This window comes from Ruminiclostridium cellobioparum subsp. termitidis CT1112, assembly GCF_000350485.1.
Lineage (GTDB): Bacteria > Bacillota > Clostridia > Acetivibrionales > DSM-1351 > Ruminiclostridium > Ruminiclostridium termitidis.
In genome coordinates, this window is record NZ_AORV01000035.1 from 30,992 (window position 1) to 47,830 (window position 16,839).

The 16,839-nt window shown below is 40.0% G+C and carries 16 protein-coding genes; 2 read left to right on the plus strand and 14 right to left on the minus strand.

What is annotated here, in order from left to right; all coding sequences use genetic code 11:
* Window positions 1-135: 135 nt before the first annotated feature.
* A complete protein-coding gene (locus CTER_RS12885; protein ID WP_004626061.1) occupies window positions 136-1,011 on the plus strand; it encodes a C40 family peptidase in 876 nt (291 codons plus the stop codon).
* Window positions 1,012-1,129: 118 nt separating this feature from the next.
* On the opposite strand, the gene CTER_RS12890 is transcribed toward CTER_RS12885, so the two are convergent.
* The 12 genes from CTER_RS12890 to CTER_RS12940 form a co-directional block, all read right to left on the minus strand.
* The gene (locus CTER_RS12890) at window positions 1,130-1,573 is read right to left on the minus strand and encodes a hypothetical protein (RefSeq protein WP_040761096.1); all 444 of its coding nucleotides are present in this window, start codon (window positions 1,571-1,573) and stop codon (window positions 1,130-1,132) included.
* Window positions 1,551-1,691 carry a hypothetical protein gene (locus tag CTER_RS28620; RefSeq protein ID WP_004626144.1) on the minus strand — a complete coding sequence of 47 codons (141 nt, stop codon included), beginning with the start codon at window positions 1,689-1,691 and terminating at the stop codon, window positions 1,551-1,553. The genes CTER_RS12890 and CTER_RS28620 overlap by 23 nt, the downstream gene beginning before the upstream one ends.
* Before the next feature lie 174 nt (window positions 1,692-1,865).
* Window positions 1,866-2,504 carry a dihydroxyacetone kinase subunit DhaL gene (dhaL, locus tag CTER_RS12895; RefSeq protein WP_004626020.1) on the minus strand — a complete coding sequence of 213 codons (639 nt, stop codon included), beginning with the start codon at window positions 2,502-2,504 and terminating at the stop codon, window positions 1,866-1,868.
* A 22-nt stretch (window positions 2,505-2,526) separates the two neighbouring features.
* On the minus strand, window positions 2,527-3,528 hold the full coding sequence (locus CTER_RS12900; RefSeq protein WP_004625908.1) for a dihydroxyacetone kinase subunit DhaK: 1,002 nt from the start codon (window positions 3,526-3,528) through the stop codon (window positions 2,527-2,529).
* A 37-nt stretch (window positions 3,529-3,565) separates the two neighbouring features.
* Complete coding sequence (gene rpiB, locus CTER_RS12905) at window positions 3,566-4,021, minus strand: ribose 5-phosphate isomerase B (protein ID WP_004626084.1); 456 nt, start codon at window positions 4,019-4,021, stop codon at window positions 3,566-3,568.
* A 55-nt stretch (window positions 4,022-4,076) separates the two neighbouring features.
* Complete coding sequence (locus tag CTER_RS12910; RefSeq protein ID WP_004625934.1) at window positions 4,077-5,783, minus strand: methyl-accepting chemotaxis protein; 1,707 nt, start codon at window positions 5,781-5,783, stop codon at window positions 4,077-4,079.
* Between the two features lie 61 nt (window positions 5,784-5,844).
* Window positions 5,845-6,612, minus strand: a complete 768-nt coding sequence (locus CTER_RS12915; RefSeq protein ID WP_004626011.1) for a GolD/DthD family dehydrogenase — start codon at window positions 6,610-6,612, stop codon at window positions 5,845-5,847.
* 95 nt (window positions 6,613-6,707) lie between these two features.
* A complete protein-coding gene (locus tag CTER_RS12920; protein WP_004625907.1) occupies window positions 6,708-7,709 on the minus strand; it encodes a substrate-binding domain-containing protein in 1,002 nt (333 codons plus the stop codon).
* A 52-nt stretch (window positions 7,710-7,761) separates the two neighbouring features.
* On the minus strand, window positions 7,762-8,724 hold the full coding sequence (locus tag CTER_RS12925) for an ABC transporter permease (protein WP_040761129.1): 963 nt from the start codon (window positions 8,722-8,724) through the stop codon (window positions 7,762-7,764).
* Between the two features lie 122 nt (window positions 8,725-8,846).
* Window positions 8,847-10,316, minus strand: coding sequence for a sugar ABC transporter ATP-binding protein (locus CTER_RS12930; RefSeq protein WP_004625941.1), 1,470 nt, complete (start codon window positions 10,314-10,316; stop codon window positions 8,847-8,849).
* A gap of 196 nt (window positions 10,317-10,512) precedes the next feature.
* Complete coding sequence (locus tag CTER_RS12935) at window positions 10,513-12,090, minus strand: response regulator transcription factor (RefSeq protein ID WP_004625920.1); 1,578 nt, start codon at window positions 12,088-12,090, stop codon at window positions 10,513-10,515.
* Window positions 12,065-13,921: a sensor histidine kinase gene (locus CTER_RS12940; protein ID WP_004626039.1), complete on the minus strand. Its 1,857-nt coding sequence runs from the start codon at window positions 13,919-13,921 to the stop codon at window positions 12,065-12,067. Before CTER_RS12940 ends, CTER_RS12935 begins: the two co-directional genes overlap by 26 nt.
* Window positions 13,922-14,273: 352 nt before the next feature.
* Between CTER_RS12940 and CTER_RS12945 the strand changes: the two genes are divergently transcribed.
* Window positions 14,274-15,059, plus strand: coding sequence for a DeoR/GlpR family DNA-binding transcription regulator (locus CTER_RS12945; RefSeq protein ID WP_004626091.1), 786 nt, complete (start codon window positions 14,274-14,276; stop codon window positions 15,057-15,059).
* Window positions 15,060-15,192: 133 nt separating this feature from the next.
* Here CTER_RS12945 and CTER_RS12950 read toward each other — a convergent pair whose 3' ends face one another.
* Window positions 15,193-15,534 carry a P-II family nitrogen regulator gene (locus CTER_RS12950; RefSeq protein WP_004625949.1) on the minus strand — a complete coding sequence of 114 codons (342 nt, stop codon included), beginning with the start codon at window positions 15,532-15,534 and terminating at the stop codon, window positions 15,193-15,195.
* Between the two features lie 23 nt (window positions 15,535-15,557).
* Window positions 15,558-16,793, minus strand: coding sequence for an ammonium transporter (locus tag CTER_RS12955; RefSeq protein ID WP_004626063.1), 1,236 nt, complete (start codon window positions 16,791-16,793; stop codon window positions 15,558-15,560).
* Between the last annotated feature and the right edge of the window lie 46 nt (window positions 16,794-16,839).

Genomic DNA, 16,839 nt, shown 5'->3' on the forward strand with positions numbered 1-16,839 from the left:
GTTAATCATGAATTTTATACTCCTGATATATTGAAAGAGTAATTGAATTCAGTTGCATGGGATGGGGGATAAATTCTGTGCAAACTGCGATCCCATTCATTTGTTTTTTCAATATTAATCATTAGGAGGACTACTATGGGAAAGATTGAAACTGCAACACAATGGATGATTGATTTGGCAAATGATAACAGCCACGGGTATGACCAGACATATAGATGGGGAGAGCGTGGTGATTATGACTGCTCTTCTGCAATCATAACCGCCTGGCAGACTGCCGGCGTACCGGTTAAAACCAATGGTGCAACTTATACCGGTAATATGAAGAGTGTTTTTCTTAACACCGGTTTTTCAAATGTAATATCATCGATAGTACTATCAAGCGGTTCCGGACTGGTACGTGGTGATGTACTGCTGAATTCATCCTCACATACTGCAATGTTTATTGGCAACGGTCAAATCGTTCATGCAAGCCAAAATGAAAATGGCGGGGCAACCGGAGGACAACCAGGGGATCAAACAGGAAAAGAAGTTTGCATCAGAAGTTATTATAACAGCCCCTGGGACTGTATCCTGAGATATAACGAGAGTGGTACTCCCCCTGGAGGTGTTAACACAATTATACAGGCCGGACAAGTTCAAGCAAACAAGTTCACCGGTTCCAGCATCGCTACGGATGGCGTCAGAGGACCTGAAACTAAAAAGGCAGGCATTAAGGTTTTACAAACAGCTATGAATTTAGATTATAATGCAGGTCTTGTTGTGGATGGAATTTGGGGTACTGCATCAAAAAATGCTCTTGGAAGTCATTACGTTACCAAGGGAGAAACCCAATACATGGTTACCGCAGCCGAAATTCTGGTAATGTTGTGGGGATATAATCCAAATGGTGTAGAGTATCCGGGAACCTTCGGTTCTGGACTGACAACAGCAATAAATTCATTTAAAAGTGCCAATGGCTTACCTGCAAACGGAATATGCGACAGTACCACATTTATTGCACTTATCAGCTAATAAATACAAAATGGGGCCAAAATAAGTTTTATATGTAGAACACTTTAAAAACTCCTTTTTGGTTGAGAATTGCAGCTTTAACCAAAAAGGAGTCTTTTTAAAGAGTGCATTATCTATTTTAGCCGAATTCATGCCCAGGTATTCCATTATTGACATAGGTCCTGCCTTCCAATGGCTCGAAGCCCGATATCTCTATGTCGGTTACAATCGGTTCTGCATTATGTTTATTTGGGAAGGTGAAGTCAAGAGTATACTTTTTTCCGTAAAAAGCTGCTTTCATGCCATCGTCTGTAAAAACTGCCGTATTGGTAAGGAAAATAACCTTTTTATTTTCTTCTCCCTCCGGTACATTCACTTCATAAACAGTGAAATCAAAAGAAGTATCGGTTATATTGGATATTTCAACTTCACAATAACTTTTTAAAACATTATCTCCGAAACGCCTGTCATCAAAATAAATGCCGTCAGATAATTTAACTTTTCCAACTACTTTATCTTTATTTTGAGGGGCTTTGTTTTCATCCTCCACAGCTTGTTCCTTATCCTTTTTCTTTTTTTTCATCAACGCTGCTTTGCCCGGCAGTGGTCGATGCAGCGTTATTTTCGCTTTTATTACCGCTGCAGCCAACAAAAATGAAAATAACACTTAAACATATTAACAAGAGAGAAATCTTTTTCATAAATAAATCCTTTAACATAAAAATTCTAATATAAAAATTAACACACTTTTCCAATATTTACAATATAAATTTTAAATAATAGTCCTGAATATTTTTCCCCTTATTTAAAAGGCGGCTGCAAAACCAGAATAAGTTTTGCAGCCGCACCTATTAAAAAAACATTACGAAAGAATTTTACAACAATGCTGCAATAGCATCCGCCATTGACTGCAAAATAAGATTGCATGAAGTGGCTCCCGCATCGAGAACCCCCCTTGATCTCTCTCCCAGTCTGGCAGCTCTTCCTATTTTGGCCACCATATCCTTTGTGGATTCCTTTCCCTTTTCGGCCTCAACTTTCATATCCTGCAAAGCCGCCTTAAAGTCTTTTCCTTGGGCCAAAGCCGCCTTATATGCGTCAATAGCCGGAACCAGAGTATCCATGAGAGTTTTATCGCCGACTTTTGCTTTATCAAAAGCCTGCATGCCTTTGAGTGCCCCCTGCAGTGCGGCTCCAAAAGCTTCCCTGTCTATATCTTCAACCTCCTTGAAACCTTTTGAAAACTCGGTGAAGAAAGTTCCGTACAGGGGACCCATCGAACCGCCGATTTCAAGTATAAGTGTTTTACCAAGTACATTAAAGCCTTCTGACAGGCTTACTTCTTTGCCGCCCAATCTGTTTTTAGTGAGGGTAAAACCCTTGTTCATATTGACCCCATGGTCCCCGTCACCTATCAATCCGTCAACCTCACTTAAATAAACCCAATTATCAATAATTGTATTTATAACATTGTATACTACTGAAGATGCGCCTGAATTTTTAAAGCTGCTCATAGTTGAACTCCTTTCAAAAGATTTATTTAAACTGTTTCATTCCAACTGTGTCCACTTCTTCGTCCACAAGTTCCTTGAGCTCCTCATCAACTTTCATCAATGTGACTGTAGCTCCCATCATTTCAAGTGAGGTAAAGTAATTTCCCACATAAGACCTGTGCACTTTGATTCCTTTTTCGGCAAGTATTGCTTCCACCTTATTGTAGAGTATATAAAGCTCCATTACAGGAGTAGCTCCAAGGCCCGAAACAAGAGCAACAACTTCATCCCCTTCGACAAAGGGATAATCCGGAAGAATAACGTCAAGCATCATCTGAGCCATTTCATCGGCTGACTTGAGCTCGGAAACCTTTATTCCGGGTTCACCGTGATGCCCGATACCTACCTCCATGGTCCCCGGCTCTATTTTAAAGTTCGAATGTCCCACAGCCGGTATGGTGCAGGAAGTAAGCCCAATACCAACGCTTCTTGTGTTGTCTATGGCTTTCTGCGCTGCCGCTATAACTTCATCAAGGGTGCCTCCCTTTGCAGCTTTAGCTCCTCCAACCTTCCACATTAATATTTCTCCGGCTACACCGCGTCTTTTTTCCCTTTCAGACTTGGGCGCAGAGGCGACGTCATCGTTTGCAACAACGGTTTTAACTGCTATACCTTCTTCTTCGGCAAAAGTTGTAGCCATCCTGACATTCATATTGTCTCCGGCATAGTTACCGTAAAGACAAGCTACACCCTTCCCTGAGTCGGCCTCTCTCATTGCATCCAGGAATGCTTTGGCTGTAGGTGATGCAAATATCTCTCCCACTGCAACGGCATCAACCATGTTCCTTCCGCAGTAACCTATGAATGCCGGTTTGTGCCCCGAACCTCCTCCGGTAACAATACCGACTTTACCGGGAACAGGAGCATTTTTATACTTGATTGTTCTTGGATTGTCGGTTTTTACAATTATGTCTGTATGGGTTTTGAGGAAACCTTCCAGCATATCTTCTACACAATTGAATGGATCATTGATAATTCTCTGCATATAAAACCTCTCCCCTCTTTTTCTTTTATAATGTTTATCAGCAGCTTTTCAAGTATTCACTTTCATATTCGGATATTTTGTTGACTTTCGCTTCCGAACCGCCGCCTTCGAATTCGCATTTGAGCCATAAATTAACCAAAAGCTTTCCAAGCTCTATCCCTATTACGCGTGCCCCAAGAGTCATGATCTGTGCGTTATTGCTCTTTCTGGAACGTTCAGCCGAGAAAGGATCATGGCAAACAGCCGCTCTTATTCCGGGAACCTTATTGGCGGCGATTGCCATTCCGATTCCCGTACCGCAGATCAAAATACCTCTTTCATGTTTTCCTTCAGATATTGACCTTGCAACTGCAACTGCAATATCAGGATATAAAACCGGATCGGTATTATAAACTCCGAAGTCTTCAAATTCCACACCTTTTTCTGTTAAAAGACCTTTTATTACTTCCTTGAATTGAAATCCTGCTTCATCACATCCTATTGCTATGGACATCTGCTTCACTCCTCTATTAAATGGTTTGAATATTTATTTAAGCGTTTCGTTAAATTTATATTTTGAATTTATTGACCAGCATGCTGAGACCTTCTGCCAGTTCGGCCTGTGCCTGTGCGGATTTTTCAACCTGTTCAAGTGCTGTAGCCGTTTCATTCACATTATTTGAAATATTTTCGGAATATGAATAAGATTGTTGTGCGGTACCCGACACATTCTGTATTACAATTCCAACCTGATTTAAAGTTTCCATCATTGTTTGGGCGGATGTAACAATTTCCTCCGACATTTTATGAACGGATTGTGCATCCTGCTCATAATTTTCACCCGTTTCAATCAGTAATTGATAATTTTTCATCACGTTGTTTTCTATATATCCCAGGATTTCCTGTGTATTATCGGATAAATTGATAAACGAGGATTTTACTTTATTTATTACCTTGTTGATGTGTTCGGCAGCCCAGGTGGATTCTTCGGCCAGTTTACGGATTTCTTCGGCTACGACGGCAAAGCCTTTGCCCTTCTCTCCCGCTCTTGCAGCCTCGATAGTCGCATTTAAGGCAAGCAGATTGGTTTGTGAAGCAATCTGCCTGATTGTATCGGTCATCTGCACAACTTCCTCCACTACTTTTCCCTCTTCGATTGCGTGGACGACTTTCGTATGTTTTTCAACATACAGCTCTTTCGCAACCTCTATTGCCGATGAACCTTTTTCCTTAATATTCTCCGCAGAGAGCCGGATGTCTTTTGCAGACGAATAACCGCTGTTTGCTTTGTCCACCAGTATATTTGTACCAGCAATGATTTCTTCCGTTGAAGCCGAAACTTCTTCAACAGAGACACTCAATTCCCCGGTTCCTCCGGATATTTCTTTTGTTGACTCATTTATGCTCTCCATAGCGGAGGTTACTTCTTCTATGGTGGCGGATAATTCTTCGCTTGATGAATTTATTTCAGTTGTATTTCTTATAATTTCCGAAATAAGGTGCCTTGTATTGTCTGTGGCTTTGTTGAGTGCATTTGCAAGTCTGCCTATTTCATCTTTGGAGTCAGTTGTGATGCTCCTTGTCAGATCCCCGCTTCCGAAGGCTTCACTGAAACTTAAAACCTTGTTTATTCCTTTTAATATGCTTTTGGAAATCAAGACTCCTGATAATATTGCAATTAAAAAACCTATAATGACAATGGATAAAATAACTTTAAAGGATTTATCAAAACTTGCAATATTGTCCTGTTGATCCTTTTTTGCCAGATCAACGGTCAGAGATATGTCTTTATCCAGGATATCCGATATTTCATCCCTTATGGAAAACACGTGGGGATACAGCCCTTCTGCCTTTGAATATTCACTTTCATGGACTAAATTAATAATTTCTTTCCTGGCGCTTTCATACTCATTTAACAGTTTTTCAAATTGTGCAAACAGCTCTTTGTTTGTCAAACCGGTCTTTTTATAATCTGCTATGAGTTTGTCATTTTCAGTATCTATCTGTTCAATTTCTTTCTCCAGAGAACCGATCCGTATTATGTCTCTTTCATAAAGAAGCCGTAAAATATCTATCTGTATTTTTAAAAGATTTTCTTTTAGATTTCTTAAGTGATTGACTCCCTGCAAGTTTGTTTCATACATGGCATTTCCCCGCAGATTTATATTTTGCATTTCTGAAATGCCGATATATCCTACAATGCCTATGAGAACTGCGACTAAAATAAAACAGGACAATAGCTTTTGAGAAATTTTCATATTTTTAAAAAAGTACACTATTAATTCCCCCTACTTTTTTGCCTTTTAACTGCTAAAGCACGCTATTTCCCAAACTCTGCTATTTTATTGTAAAACCACCGTCTATAAGCAGGTTGTGTCCGGTAATCATGCCGGCTGCACCACTGCAGAGGAATGCTATTGATCCCGCAATTTCATCAGGTTCGGCAAAACGTTCCGAAGGCATTTCCTTTTTAAATGCATCGCCTACAGGTCCTTCCCAGGCTTTTTTGCCCAAATCCGTAAGAACTACCGTAGGTGATACCGCATTTACTCTAATGCCGTATTTTCCCCACTCATATGCCATTACCTTTGTCATTGCTATGATACCGCCCTTGCTTGCACAATAGGCCACATGCTTATCCAGCGCAATTACGCCTGCCTGTGATGCCATATTGACAATAGAGCCTTTTTTGCCCGCAGCAATCATATATTTTCCGACAGCCTGAGCCATCTTAAATGAGGCTGTAAGGTTTATGTTTATTGTCTTATCCCACATATCGTCACTCAAGGTTTCAGCATTGTCCAGAGCAACTATTCCGGCACAGTTTACCAAAATATCAACACTGCCGAATCTCTTTACAGCCGCATCAATGACAGCTTGTCTGTAATCGGCTTTTGTAATGTCACCGGCAACCCCTATGCAATTCTGACCTAACTGATCAGCTATTTTATCTGCTTCCGGGTTGAGATCGGCTAAAACACAGTTAACACCTTTTTCTGAAAAAAAGCGCGCCGTAGCCAGCCCTATTCCGGCTGCACCTCCTGTTATTATTGCCGTCCTGCCCTGCAAGGAGAAATTTAAATCTGCTCCGCAGTATTCTAACATAATTAGCCCCCCATAACTTTTTTGGTTTATATTCAATATCTGTGACTATAAAGAAAGGGAGTCCTCTCCCCTTCCTTATAATCAATCAGCCTGAATTATTGTGCTCTCTGCTTGAATTCCGCTACATTATCCTTTGTAACAGGTTCAAAGTCGATCCAGTATTCCTTGTCAACATTTTCGCCCTTGGCTTTTGCAACCGCAATTTCCAGAGCCTTGCTTCCCTGTCCTGCACCATCCTGGAATATCGATGCTATCAAGGTTCCTTTTTCCACTGCATTCAAAGCATCTGTTATACCGTCAACACCTATGGTAGGAATATCCAGCTTCTTTGCTTCTATTGCCTGTCTTGCACCCAGTGCCATTTCATCATTTTCACCTACGACCGCATCTATTTTGTCAAAAGCCTGCAGCCAGTTTTCCATAACTGTCATAGCCTCAGAACGTGACCAGTTGGCTGTTTTTTCCGCAAGAACCTTAATATCGGGATACTTCTTAAGTACATTCTGGATTCCCTGGCTGCGTTCCAGCTGGGCAGACTGTCCAAGAGGTCCGTCAAGTATGACTATATTGCCTTTGCCTCCGAGCTTATCAGCTATAGCCTGCATTTCCAATTCACCGGCATATACGTCTTTTGAGCCGACATAGCTTGTAAGTTTATCGCTGTCAACACGGGTGTTGACTCCGATGACCGGTATATTTGCCGCTGCCGCCTTATCAACCGCAACTGCACAGGCCTTTGCGTCCTGAGGATTCAGAATGATAGCATCCACACCGTCTGAAATCATTGTTTCAACCTGATTTATCTGTGTATTCGGATCATAGTTACCATCATAAATTTTAAGCTCTACTCCTAATTCCTCTGCTTTCTTCTTTGCTGCATTTGAAAGTCGGACTGTGAATTCATTTTTGAGACTGTACAGGGTCATTCCGACAACAATTTTCTTATCTGCCGGTTTGCTTGTTTCGGTAGCCTTAGCTGTGTCTGCAGATTTGGTTGATTCGGCCGTACTCTGACTTGTGCTTGAAGAACAAGCTGCAAAGGTAGTTAGCATTATTGCAGCTATTAGCAATACTACGAGTCTTTTCATTTTTTTCATAACTATTCTCCTTTAAATTTTTATTAGTAATAAACCGTCTTATAAACGGCTATTAGTCATTGGAACTGTTTAAGCTATCCATCATAACGGCTGCTATTATTATCAAGCCTTTTATGATCAACTGCCAATAGGAGGATACTGCCATCATATCCAGACCGTTATTTAAAACTGCAATTATCAGAACGCCTACAAGAGTTCCCCATAATCTTCCTCTGCCTCCCGCCAGGCTGGTACCGCCCATTACAACCGCCGCAATAGCATCTGTTTCATAGTTTTGTCCCGCCATGGCCAACCCGGAAGATACACGTGAAGTTAATACCACACCTGCAAGTCCCGACAAAACACCGGCTATCATATATGCAGACCATTTGATCTTTTTAACATTTATACCTGATACGCGGGCAGCCTTGGCATTTCCCCCTACACCGAATATATATCTTCCATACCTGGCCCTGTATATTAGGATACTGCATATTACAAATACTACCGCAAGTATTATAACAGGTATGGGTATGATCCCTACGCTTCCTCCTCCGATTTTCAGAAAGCCTTCACTCAACCCGGGTACCGGCTGTGCATTGCTGGCCAGATATGTAACTCCTCTGGCAACGCTCAGCATACCAAGTGTAGCTACAAAAGCCGGTACTTTCAACCATGAGATTACTATTCCGTTTACACTGCCAAGTATAAAACCTATTCCCAATCCCACAAGAACCGCTATAAACCAGGGTATGTTTTGATTCTGGGCAACCAGCGCCGCAAAAATCCCCGATGCACCCAATATTGAGCCCACCGACAGGTCAATTCCCCCTGTCAATACTACGAAGGTCATCCCAAGGGCAAGCAAACCATTTATGGATGCCTGGCGCAATAAGTTGAAAATATTGTTTACATCTAAAAACTTGGGCTTTAATATTGCAAATATGGCTATTACCGCAAGTAATCCTATCAAGGTTGCAAATTTTTCGAAAAATTGACCTGCAGTCATTTTTTTGTAGTTGATTATCTTTTCCATTATTATGCCCATGCCCAGCGTTTCGCATAAACATCATGACAGAAACGACATGGGCTAAGGTAACCCCCTTCATTTATTAATTTTACTTCATTCCAGCTCCGTCCCACTTGGACACATTATTATCACATTTTAGACACGGCAAGTCTCATTATGTTTTCCTGTACGAATTCTTCCCTGTTCAGTTCTCCGCCTAATCTGCGGTTGCTGAGCACCACAATTCTGTCTGCCATGCCCATTACTTCCGGCATTTCCGATGAAATCATTATGATGGAATTTCCCTTTGCGACGAAATCGCACATGATCTTGTAAATTTCAGATTTGGCGCCTACATCTATTCCTCTGGTGGGTTCATCCAGTATCAAAAGTTTTGGCTTCTTTATCAGCCATTTGGCCAGTACCACTTTTTGCTGATTTCCCCCTGAAAGTGATGTTACCAGCTGTTCCTTGCCATATGACCTTATACGCAGAGAAGCAATCTGCTTCTGAATTACATCGTCCTCGGATTTCATGTCAATCAAGAAGTTTTTGTCAAAATCCTTCATGGAAGCCAGCGTAATATTATGTGCCACGCTCATATACGGTACAAGACCTTCACCTTTTCTGTCCTCGGTAACAAATGCCAGGCCGTTTTTTATAGCCTCTCTGGGTTCCCTGGGATTGAGCTTTTTGCCCTCGAAGATTATTTCTCCTTCATCTGCGGGAGTGAGTCCGAAAAGAGCCTGCATTACTTCGGTACGTCCGGCTCCCACCAAGCCTGCTATCCCAAGTATCTCCCCTCTTCTCACATCAAAATTTATATTGTGGAATTTATTTTGAAGTGTCAGATTACGGACTTCCAAGACCTTTTCACCTATTGGCACATGCACTTTTGGAAAAATCTCGCTGAGCTCACGTCCCACCATATTTCTGATAAGAATATCATTGTTGATATCCTTTGCCTTCCATGAATCCACATATGCCCCGTCTCTGAGAACAGTGATTTCATCGGAAATACGGAAAACCTCATCCATTTTATGCGATATATAGATAATTCCTTTCCCTGCCTTCCTGAGGTTGTTTATTATTACAAACAGATTCTCCACTTCTTTATCTGTAATTGCCGATGTGGGTTCATCCATAATAATAATTTCTGCGTTATAGGAAATTGCCTTTGCTATTTCTATAAGCTGCTGGTCGGCAACCTGCAGGTTCTGAAGCTTTTCTCTGGGACTTATATTTTTAATATGAAGTCTGTCCAGCAATTCTTCCGTTTGCTTATACAACTGCCGGTAATCGACAAATACACTTTTTCCGGGTTCACGTCCGAAATAGATATTTTCAGCTACTGTCATTCCGGGGATAGGTGACAGTTCCTGGTGGATCATGGCAATGCCTAAATTTTGTGAATCTGAAGGAGAGTTGATTTCTACACTTTTGCCATTTATACAGATACTCCCTTTATCACTTTTCGTTATTCCTGCCAGGATTTTCATGAGTGTAGATTTACCGGCCCCATTTTCACCCATAAGAGCATGTACCGTACCTTTTTCCAATTTAAAATGTACATCCCTCAATACATTTACCCCGGTAAAACTCTTGCTGATATCCTTCATTTCCAGTAAGCTCAATAATTACACCTCTTTTCCCAACCTTCGCATTTCTTCTTTCATTTCATGGTTTAATTATATAATTGGATTACCGGTTTGATAGGTTAGTTATTTTAATATAAAGTTTGATTTTTTACGATTTTTAGATACGGTAAAAAAAATACATGAACTATTTTCAGTCCACGTATTTTTTATATTTGCTTTACTGTAAGGAATTCTGCCTGTATGCGGCAGGGCTCATTCCAAAAACATTTTTAAAAGCCACGGAAAAATATTTGGGATTCAGATATCCGCAAAGACCGCTTACTTCACTGATTGGAATACCGGTATCCTCAAGCATTTGTTTTGCCATATTCATTCTTATATTGGTAATGTATTCGTTAAAGCCCATTCCCGTACCTTTTTTGAATAACGCACTCATATATGCCGGCGTACGTCCGAATTTTTCTGCAACTATATTCAAGTTAATATCTCCGGCGGCATTTTCCCTAACATACTGCAATACATCTACTACAAGTTTTTTATTGGATACATCGATTTTAGCTTGGCATGCTATTTCATACACCTGGTTCAAATATCTGATGATCTCCTGTTTCATCTGCAAAAAACTCCACAATTCATAAAAAGGAACCGGCTGAACAATATTCTTCATTCCGGTGCTGTTGTACTTGTTAAGCTGGCGGTCAACGGTTTTTATCAGCTGCGCATAGCTTTTCTCAACAGCCGAAAGCGACTGTATGGATGGAGGTAAGGTTATCAGTTTTTCAAAAACGTTAATGATTTCGGCAATCCTAATATTTTCAAGGGGATGAATTAATCTGCCCAAATCCTCTTCTTCATTCTTTATTGAAACAGGTATGTCTGAAAACAGCTGCACGTTACTGCCCGTACGGTACAACTTAAAATTTAAAGCCTCAGCCGCCAGATTAAAGGATTTGTACAGCAGCATCGAACCATACACCACATCACCGACACCGGTAAATACCTCTACAAATAAATATTTACGGATCAAGCTGTTGATCTTGCCCAGTTCATGCTTTACCAAAGAAAGCATGGACTCTCTTTTAATACCTTCAAATATTGCTGCAATTCTTCCGGATTCATATTGAACTGAAATGAGAAAATTCCCGCTTACATCCTCTGTCAAAACTTCGTCTACTATATTTTTAACTGCAAAATCGATGAATTCTCTGTTTTCTTCAGTTACCTGGTATTGTATCATGGCACTCAGTAAAAGATTTTCATTAAAACGGATACCTAAATCATAAAGCTCACTCAGGTATTTTTTTGCCTCTTCAGAGTCCGGACAGTCAAGTAAATATCTGAGCAGTTTTTGTTTTACATTCTCGGTCACTTTTCGGTTTTCACTCTCACGTACCAGTTTTTCGTCTATCCGGTGTTTTTCATTTGTTAGGCTCTTTACATAAGCTCCCACCATAGAAACAAATTCCTGCTTTTTAATAGGCTTAAGTACATATTCTTTAACGCCTAATGTAATTGCGGATTTTGCATATTCAAAATCTGCATAGCCGGAAAGGATGATAAATGTGGGTGAATATCCATTTTCCCTGATATTTTTAATCAGGTTAAGCCCATCACAAAAAGGCATCCGGATGTCTGTAATGACTATCTGAGGCAAATGTTCCTTGCAGAGTTTATGTGCCTCAATTCCGTTTTCAGCCTCCAAATAGCAAATATCACTGTCCAGCTCTCTTTTGAGTATTGTGACAATACCCTTACGTATAACATCCTCGTCATCTGCCACCAATATCTTGAACATTTGCTTCCCCTCCGTTTTGCACATCCGGTTCGACAACTATGGTTACCGTGATTTTTGTTCCGTCATTCTGCCGGCTCTCAATGGACAGTCCGCTTCCTGCAGGACATATCATTTCCACGCGCTGCTTGACATTAATGATTCCAATTGAGTTCTTGGACCTGTTATTTGTATCAGAAATAGATTTGTTTTCCCTGATACAATTATAAATCTGATCAAGACGTTGTCTTTCTATTCCTTTTCCATTATCTTCGACACATATAATCAATCTGTCTTGTTCCATCAAAACATTGACAAATATTTTCCAGGGCGGAAGGGTATTTTTAAACCCATGAATAAAACAGTTTTCAACCAGCGGCTGTAGTATAAACTTGGGAATCATAAGATTTTTCAATTCCTCGCTGCATTCCATTTCATAAACAAGCCTGTTGTTAAAACGCATTCTCATGATTTCTATATATTGTTCAATATTGTTAAGTTCTTCACTGACCTTTACTTCCGGACTCTCCCAGTGTAAGCTGTAGCGCAGCAGATCCCCCAGATTTGCCAGATCGCTTGCCACCGTATAATATTCGTCTATTTCACACTGCATTCTCATATTTTCCAGGGTGTTATATAAAAAATGCGGGTTGATTTGAGCCTGAAGAGCATGTATCTCTGCTTCTTTTTGGGCCTTTTCCTTCTGAATCATTGAAGTTATCAAGCCTTGAAGCCTTTCTGCCATATGGTTGAAGCTTTCTGAAATTCTTGAAATCTCATTAAAACCGTCCACTTTTATACGCACATCAAATCTTCCCGCCTCGATCTGTGTAATCATTCTGTCCATCTCTCTGAGCCTTCTGAAGAAAAGACGTGCTGCAACATTTGTAAAAAGAATTATGAATACCATACTGCCAATAGCAATTAAAAGCAAGAGAGTATCAACGCCTGATGTGGACTCCAGAATTTTCTGCCTGTCCATTACGGCAACCCTCATCAAGCCTGTAACATCATCCCTGTCGTAAGCAATTAGATAATTTGCATCTCCAAGATTAATATCGGATACCCCGGATTTCTCCTGAAAATTAAGATGTGAAAATTCGTCGGCCCTCTGATCATCCGAAGCAAAAACCAGTTTTCCATTCCTGTCAAAAATGAGATATTTCACTTCGGAATCCTGGCTTGCAAGTTCTCCGGCGTTGGCCAGCTTGCTGATTGTCATGTCAACTTCAATGAGTCCGATACATTCTTTGGTACGGATATCTAAAATTTTCTGATAAATGGGCAGCACCAATTCTTCTTTATTCTCAAGCTCTTCATAATTCACAAGATTGCCAAGGGATCTGTCGTATACACGTACATTTCCATAAATATGCTCGCTGCCGTTTTGCATAATTTCAGTATAATAGTCACGGTCATATAATCTGTCCATGTTATAGGACCAGTCCACATACTCATCAATCTGACTGTTTTTGGAATAAATGACCAGCCTGTTAAATTTATTTGTATACACATGGCGTATATTGAGAAGTTCATTCTGAACACTATATACATAGTAGTTCTTTTCATGTGCACTTAAGTTGTTTTCGGGATTTAAATAATACTGGAACTCCTGACTGAAAATCAACTGGTTGAGCGCACTATTCATAATGCCGATGTTGGCATTCATATTTGATTCAATTTTTTTAAGATTCTCCTGGACCTTTTTATTTGCTTCCTCCAGAAGATTATTTCTCACAATTTCAAAATATGATGTGGTTATAACTATAGCAGGAATTATCATTATCAATGAGAAAACAATTGTAACCTGCCATACCAGACTAAGACTGGTAAGCTTTTTCATCAATACTCTCATCTATATACATCATCCTATCTAATCATTTCTGAAATTCCGTATCGGCAGCTGGATTCATCATATCATCTGACATATGTGAGAATTTGTTTACATAAATTATATTATATATGATTTAGCCAAAAAAATCATTAAAAACAATTGCTTTACTTTTTCATTCTACTATCATATTTTATTTTTTTCAATCGATTTTTTTTATATATTATTGAATATTTTCTTTTTTTATCATATTCAATATCTTTCTTATTGCTTTTTTCTGTTCTTTAGATTACACTATGCTTAAGTCAATTACCCCGGCTGACAACCCGTAATCCAGGACTGTAAACGGCTTTGCGAAAGAAAGGACGGTCATGCTATGTTAGCGATTGAACGGCATAACAGGATATTAAAACTGCTGGCTGATAACGTACATATTACTACTAATGAATTAAGCGAATTATTAGAAGTTTCGGCTGCAACAATCAGAAATGATTTAAACAAACTTGAAAAAGATAAATTAATTCTAAAAACACATGGTGGCGCTACCTTACTTTCTCCAGCCATGCAGAGGCCTCAAAACCTTTTTCCTTTTAATGAGCGGGAATTTAAAAACAGCAGTGAAAAAGAAGCCATAAGCAATATGGCATTGAGACACATTGAGGAAGGTCAGTGTATTATCCTGGATGCAAGCTCCACAGCTCTGGCAGTTGCCAGAAAACTGGACCGTTTTTCCAGACTTACCGTAATTACAAACGGAATATATACCATGCTTGCTTTAAAGGATATTTCAAATATCACGGTTATTTTTATTGGCGGAATTGTAACAAAAAACTCAGGATCTACAGAAGGGCTGCTGGGTTATGATTTGTTAAACCGTATCAACGCCGCCGATACCGCTTTTGTATCAGCCCATGGATTTACTTTAAAAGAAGGATTAACAGACTTTAATATATATGAAGCAGAATTGAAAAAGCAAATGGTCCTCCACTCCCGTAAACGTATTGCTCTTTTGGACCACACGAAATTTGAACATATATCCACGGCAAGCTTTTGCTTTTCCAAAGATATTAATTCAGTCATTACAGATGAACAAATCGATCCTCAATTGCTGTCACAGTATAAAAATAGTGGTATAAACATTGAGGTGTCACCGTTGTCTTAGAGAGAAACAACCTTGTTTTTTGAACTTAGCTCAACGAAAAGCTATATTGGAAATATAGCTTTTCGTTGTACACATAAAAGACAATGTGATATTTCCCTATTAACTTCAATCAATGGCCGCACACAAAGTTAAATTACTTTATTGCGGACTCTCCGCGTTCCTTTGTCCTGACACGGATTGCATCCTCTACATTATATAAGAATATTTTACCGTCGCCATATTCGCCGGTGGATGATACCTCAATAATACTTTGGATAATTTTTTCTACCTGTTCATCAAGTACTACCAACTCTATCTTTATTTTCTGCAGGAAATTATAATCAACTTCAGTTCCGCGGACGTATTCTTTCCAGCCTTTTTGGTTGCCGCATCCCATAATTTGTATGATACTCATACCATTAAGGTTGTATTTGTCCAGAACAGTCTTTATTTCTTCCAGCTTTTCAGGCCGGATATATGCCTCGATTTTTTTCATTGCGAAAACCCTCCTTAAATTCGTTAGTCCATACCATTAAATGCAGGATAAGCCGATTCCCCATGTTCCGAGATATCAAGCCCCAAATCTTCATCCTTCTTGGACACCTTAATACCTTTGGTACAAAGTGAAGCAATTCCGCACGCAATAAGTGTTCCGACAATGGCAATCACTATGGTTATTCCAATTGCTGCAAGCTGACGGGCAAATAAATTCACGTTTCCAAAAACAAGGCCATCCCAGGCTGCTGCGGAGTTAATTGAACTTTTTGCAAACAGGCCGGTTGCAATACCTCCCCATATGCCGCCCATACCGTGACAGGCAAAAACATCAAGGGCATCATCGTAACCCAGTTTCGGTTTTATAACACTGATAAAGAAATAACTGATTGGGCTTACCAATGCACCGATTATGATCGAGGCCCATATTGGGACAAAACCGGCGCCGGGCGTAATCGCAACCAATCCGATAACTAAGCCTGTAGAAGCGCCCACAAGAGTAGGTTTTCCACTTTTGATCTTTTCGATCAAGAGCCACGATAGCATGGCTGCCGCCGCAGATGTATTTGTGGTCATAAAGGCATGTATTGCAAGCTCATTGGCTGAAAGCGCACTTCCGGCATTGAACCCGAACCAGCCAAACCAGAGCAGTGCAGCACCCAATACGACAAATGGCACATTATGGGGATGGTATACGGCCTTGCCGAAATTCTTGCGTTTACCAAGAATAATTGCAAGGACCAGGGCACTGACACCTGAACTGATATGAACAACATTTCCACCTGCAAAGTCAACAGATCCGATCTTAAACAGGAATCCACCGCCCCATACCATATGTGCAAGCGGATAATAAACTATTATAGACCATATTGTAGTAAAAATTACTGTAGAAGAAAACTTCATTCTTTCAGCAATAGCACCGGTAATAAGCGCAGGCGTTATAATGGCAAACATCATCTGAAACACTGCAAAGGCAAGTGTATTGGGATATGCCAGAGTAGTATCGGCAAAACCGTCAAAATTTAAACCAAACCAATTAAGATTTCCAATAATACCGCCGATATCACCGCTGAATGATATTGAGAAACCTACAAGAACCCAGAGGATTGATGACAACCCCATAAGTATAATTGACATCATGATTGTATTAACGATATTCTTTCTTTTTACCAAACCCCCGTAAAAAAACGCCAGTCCCGGAGTCATTATCATTACCAACGCTGATGATGTTAAAATCCAAGCTACATCTCCGTGATCCATCTTGATTATCTCCTTTTTAAATAAAATAAAAAGCCAATAATACCTA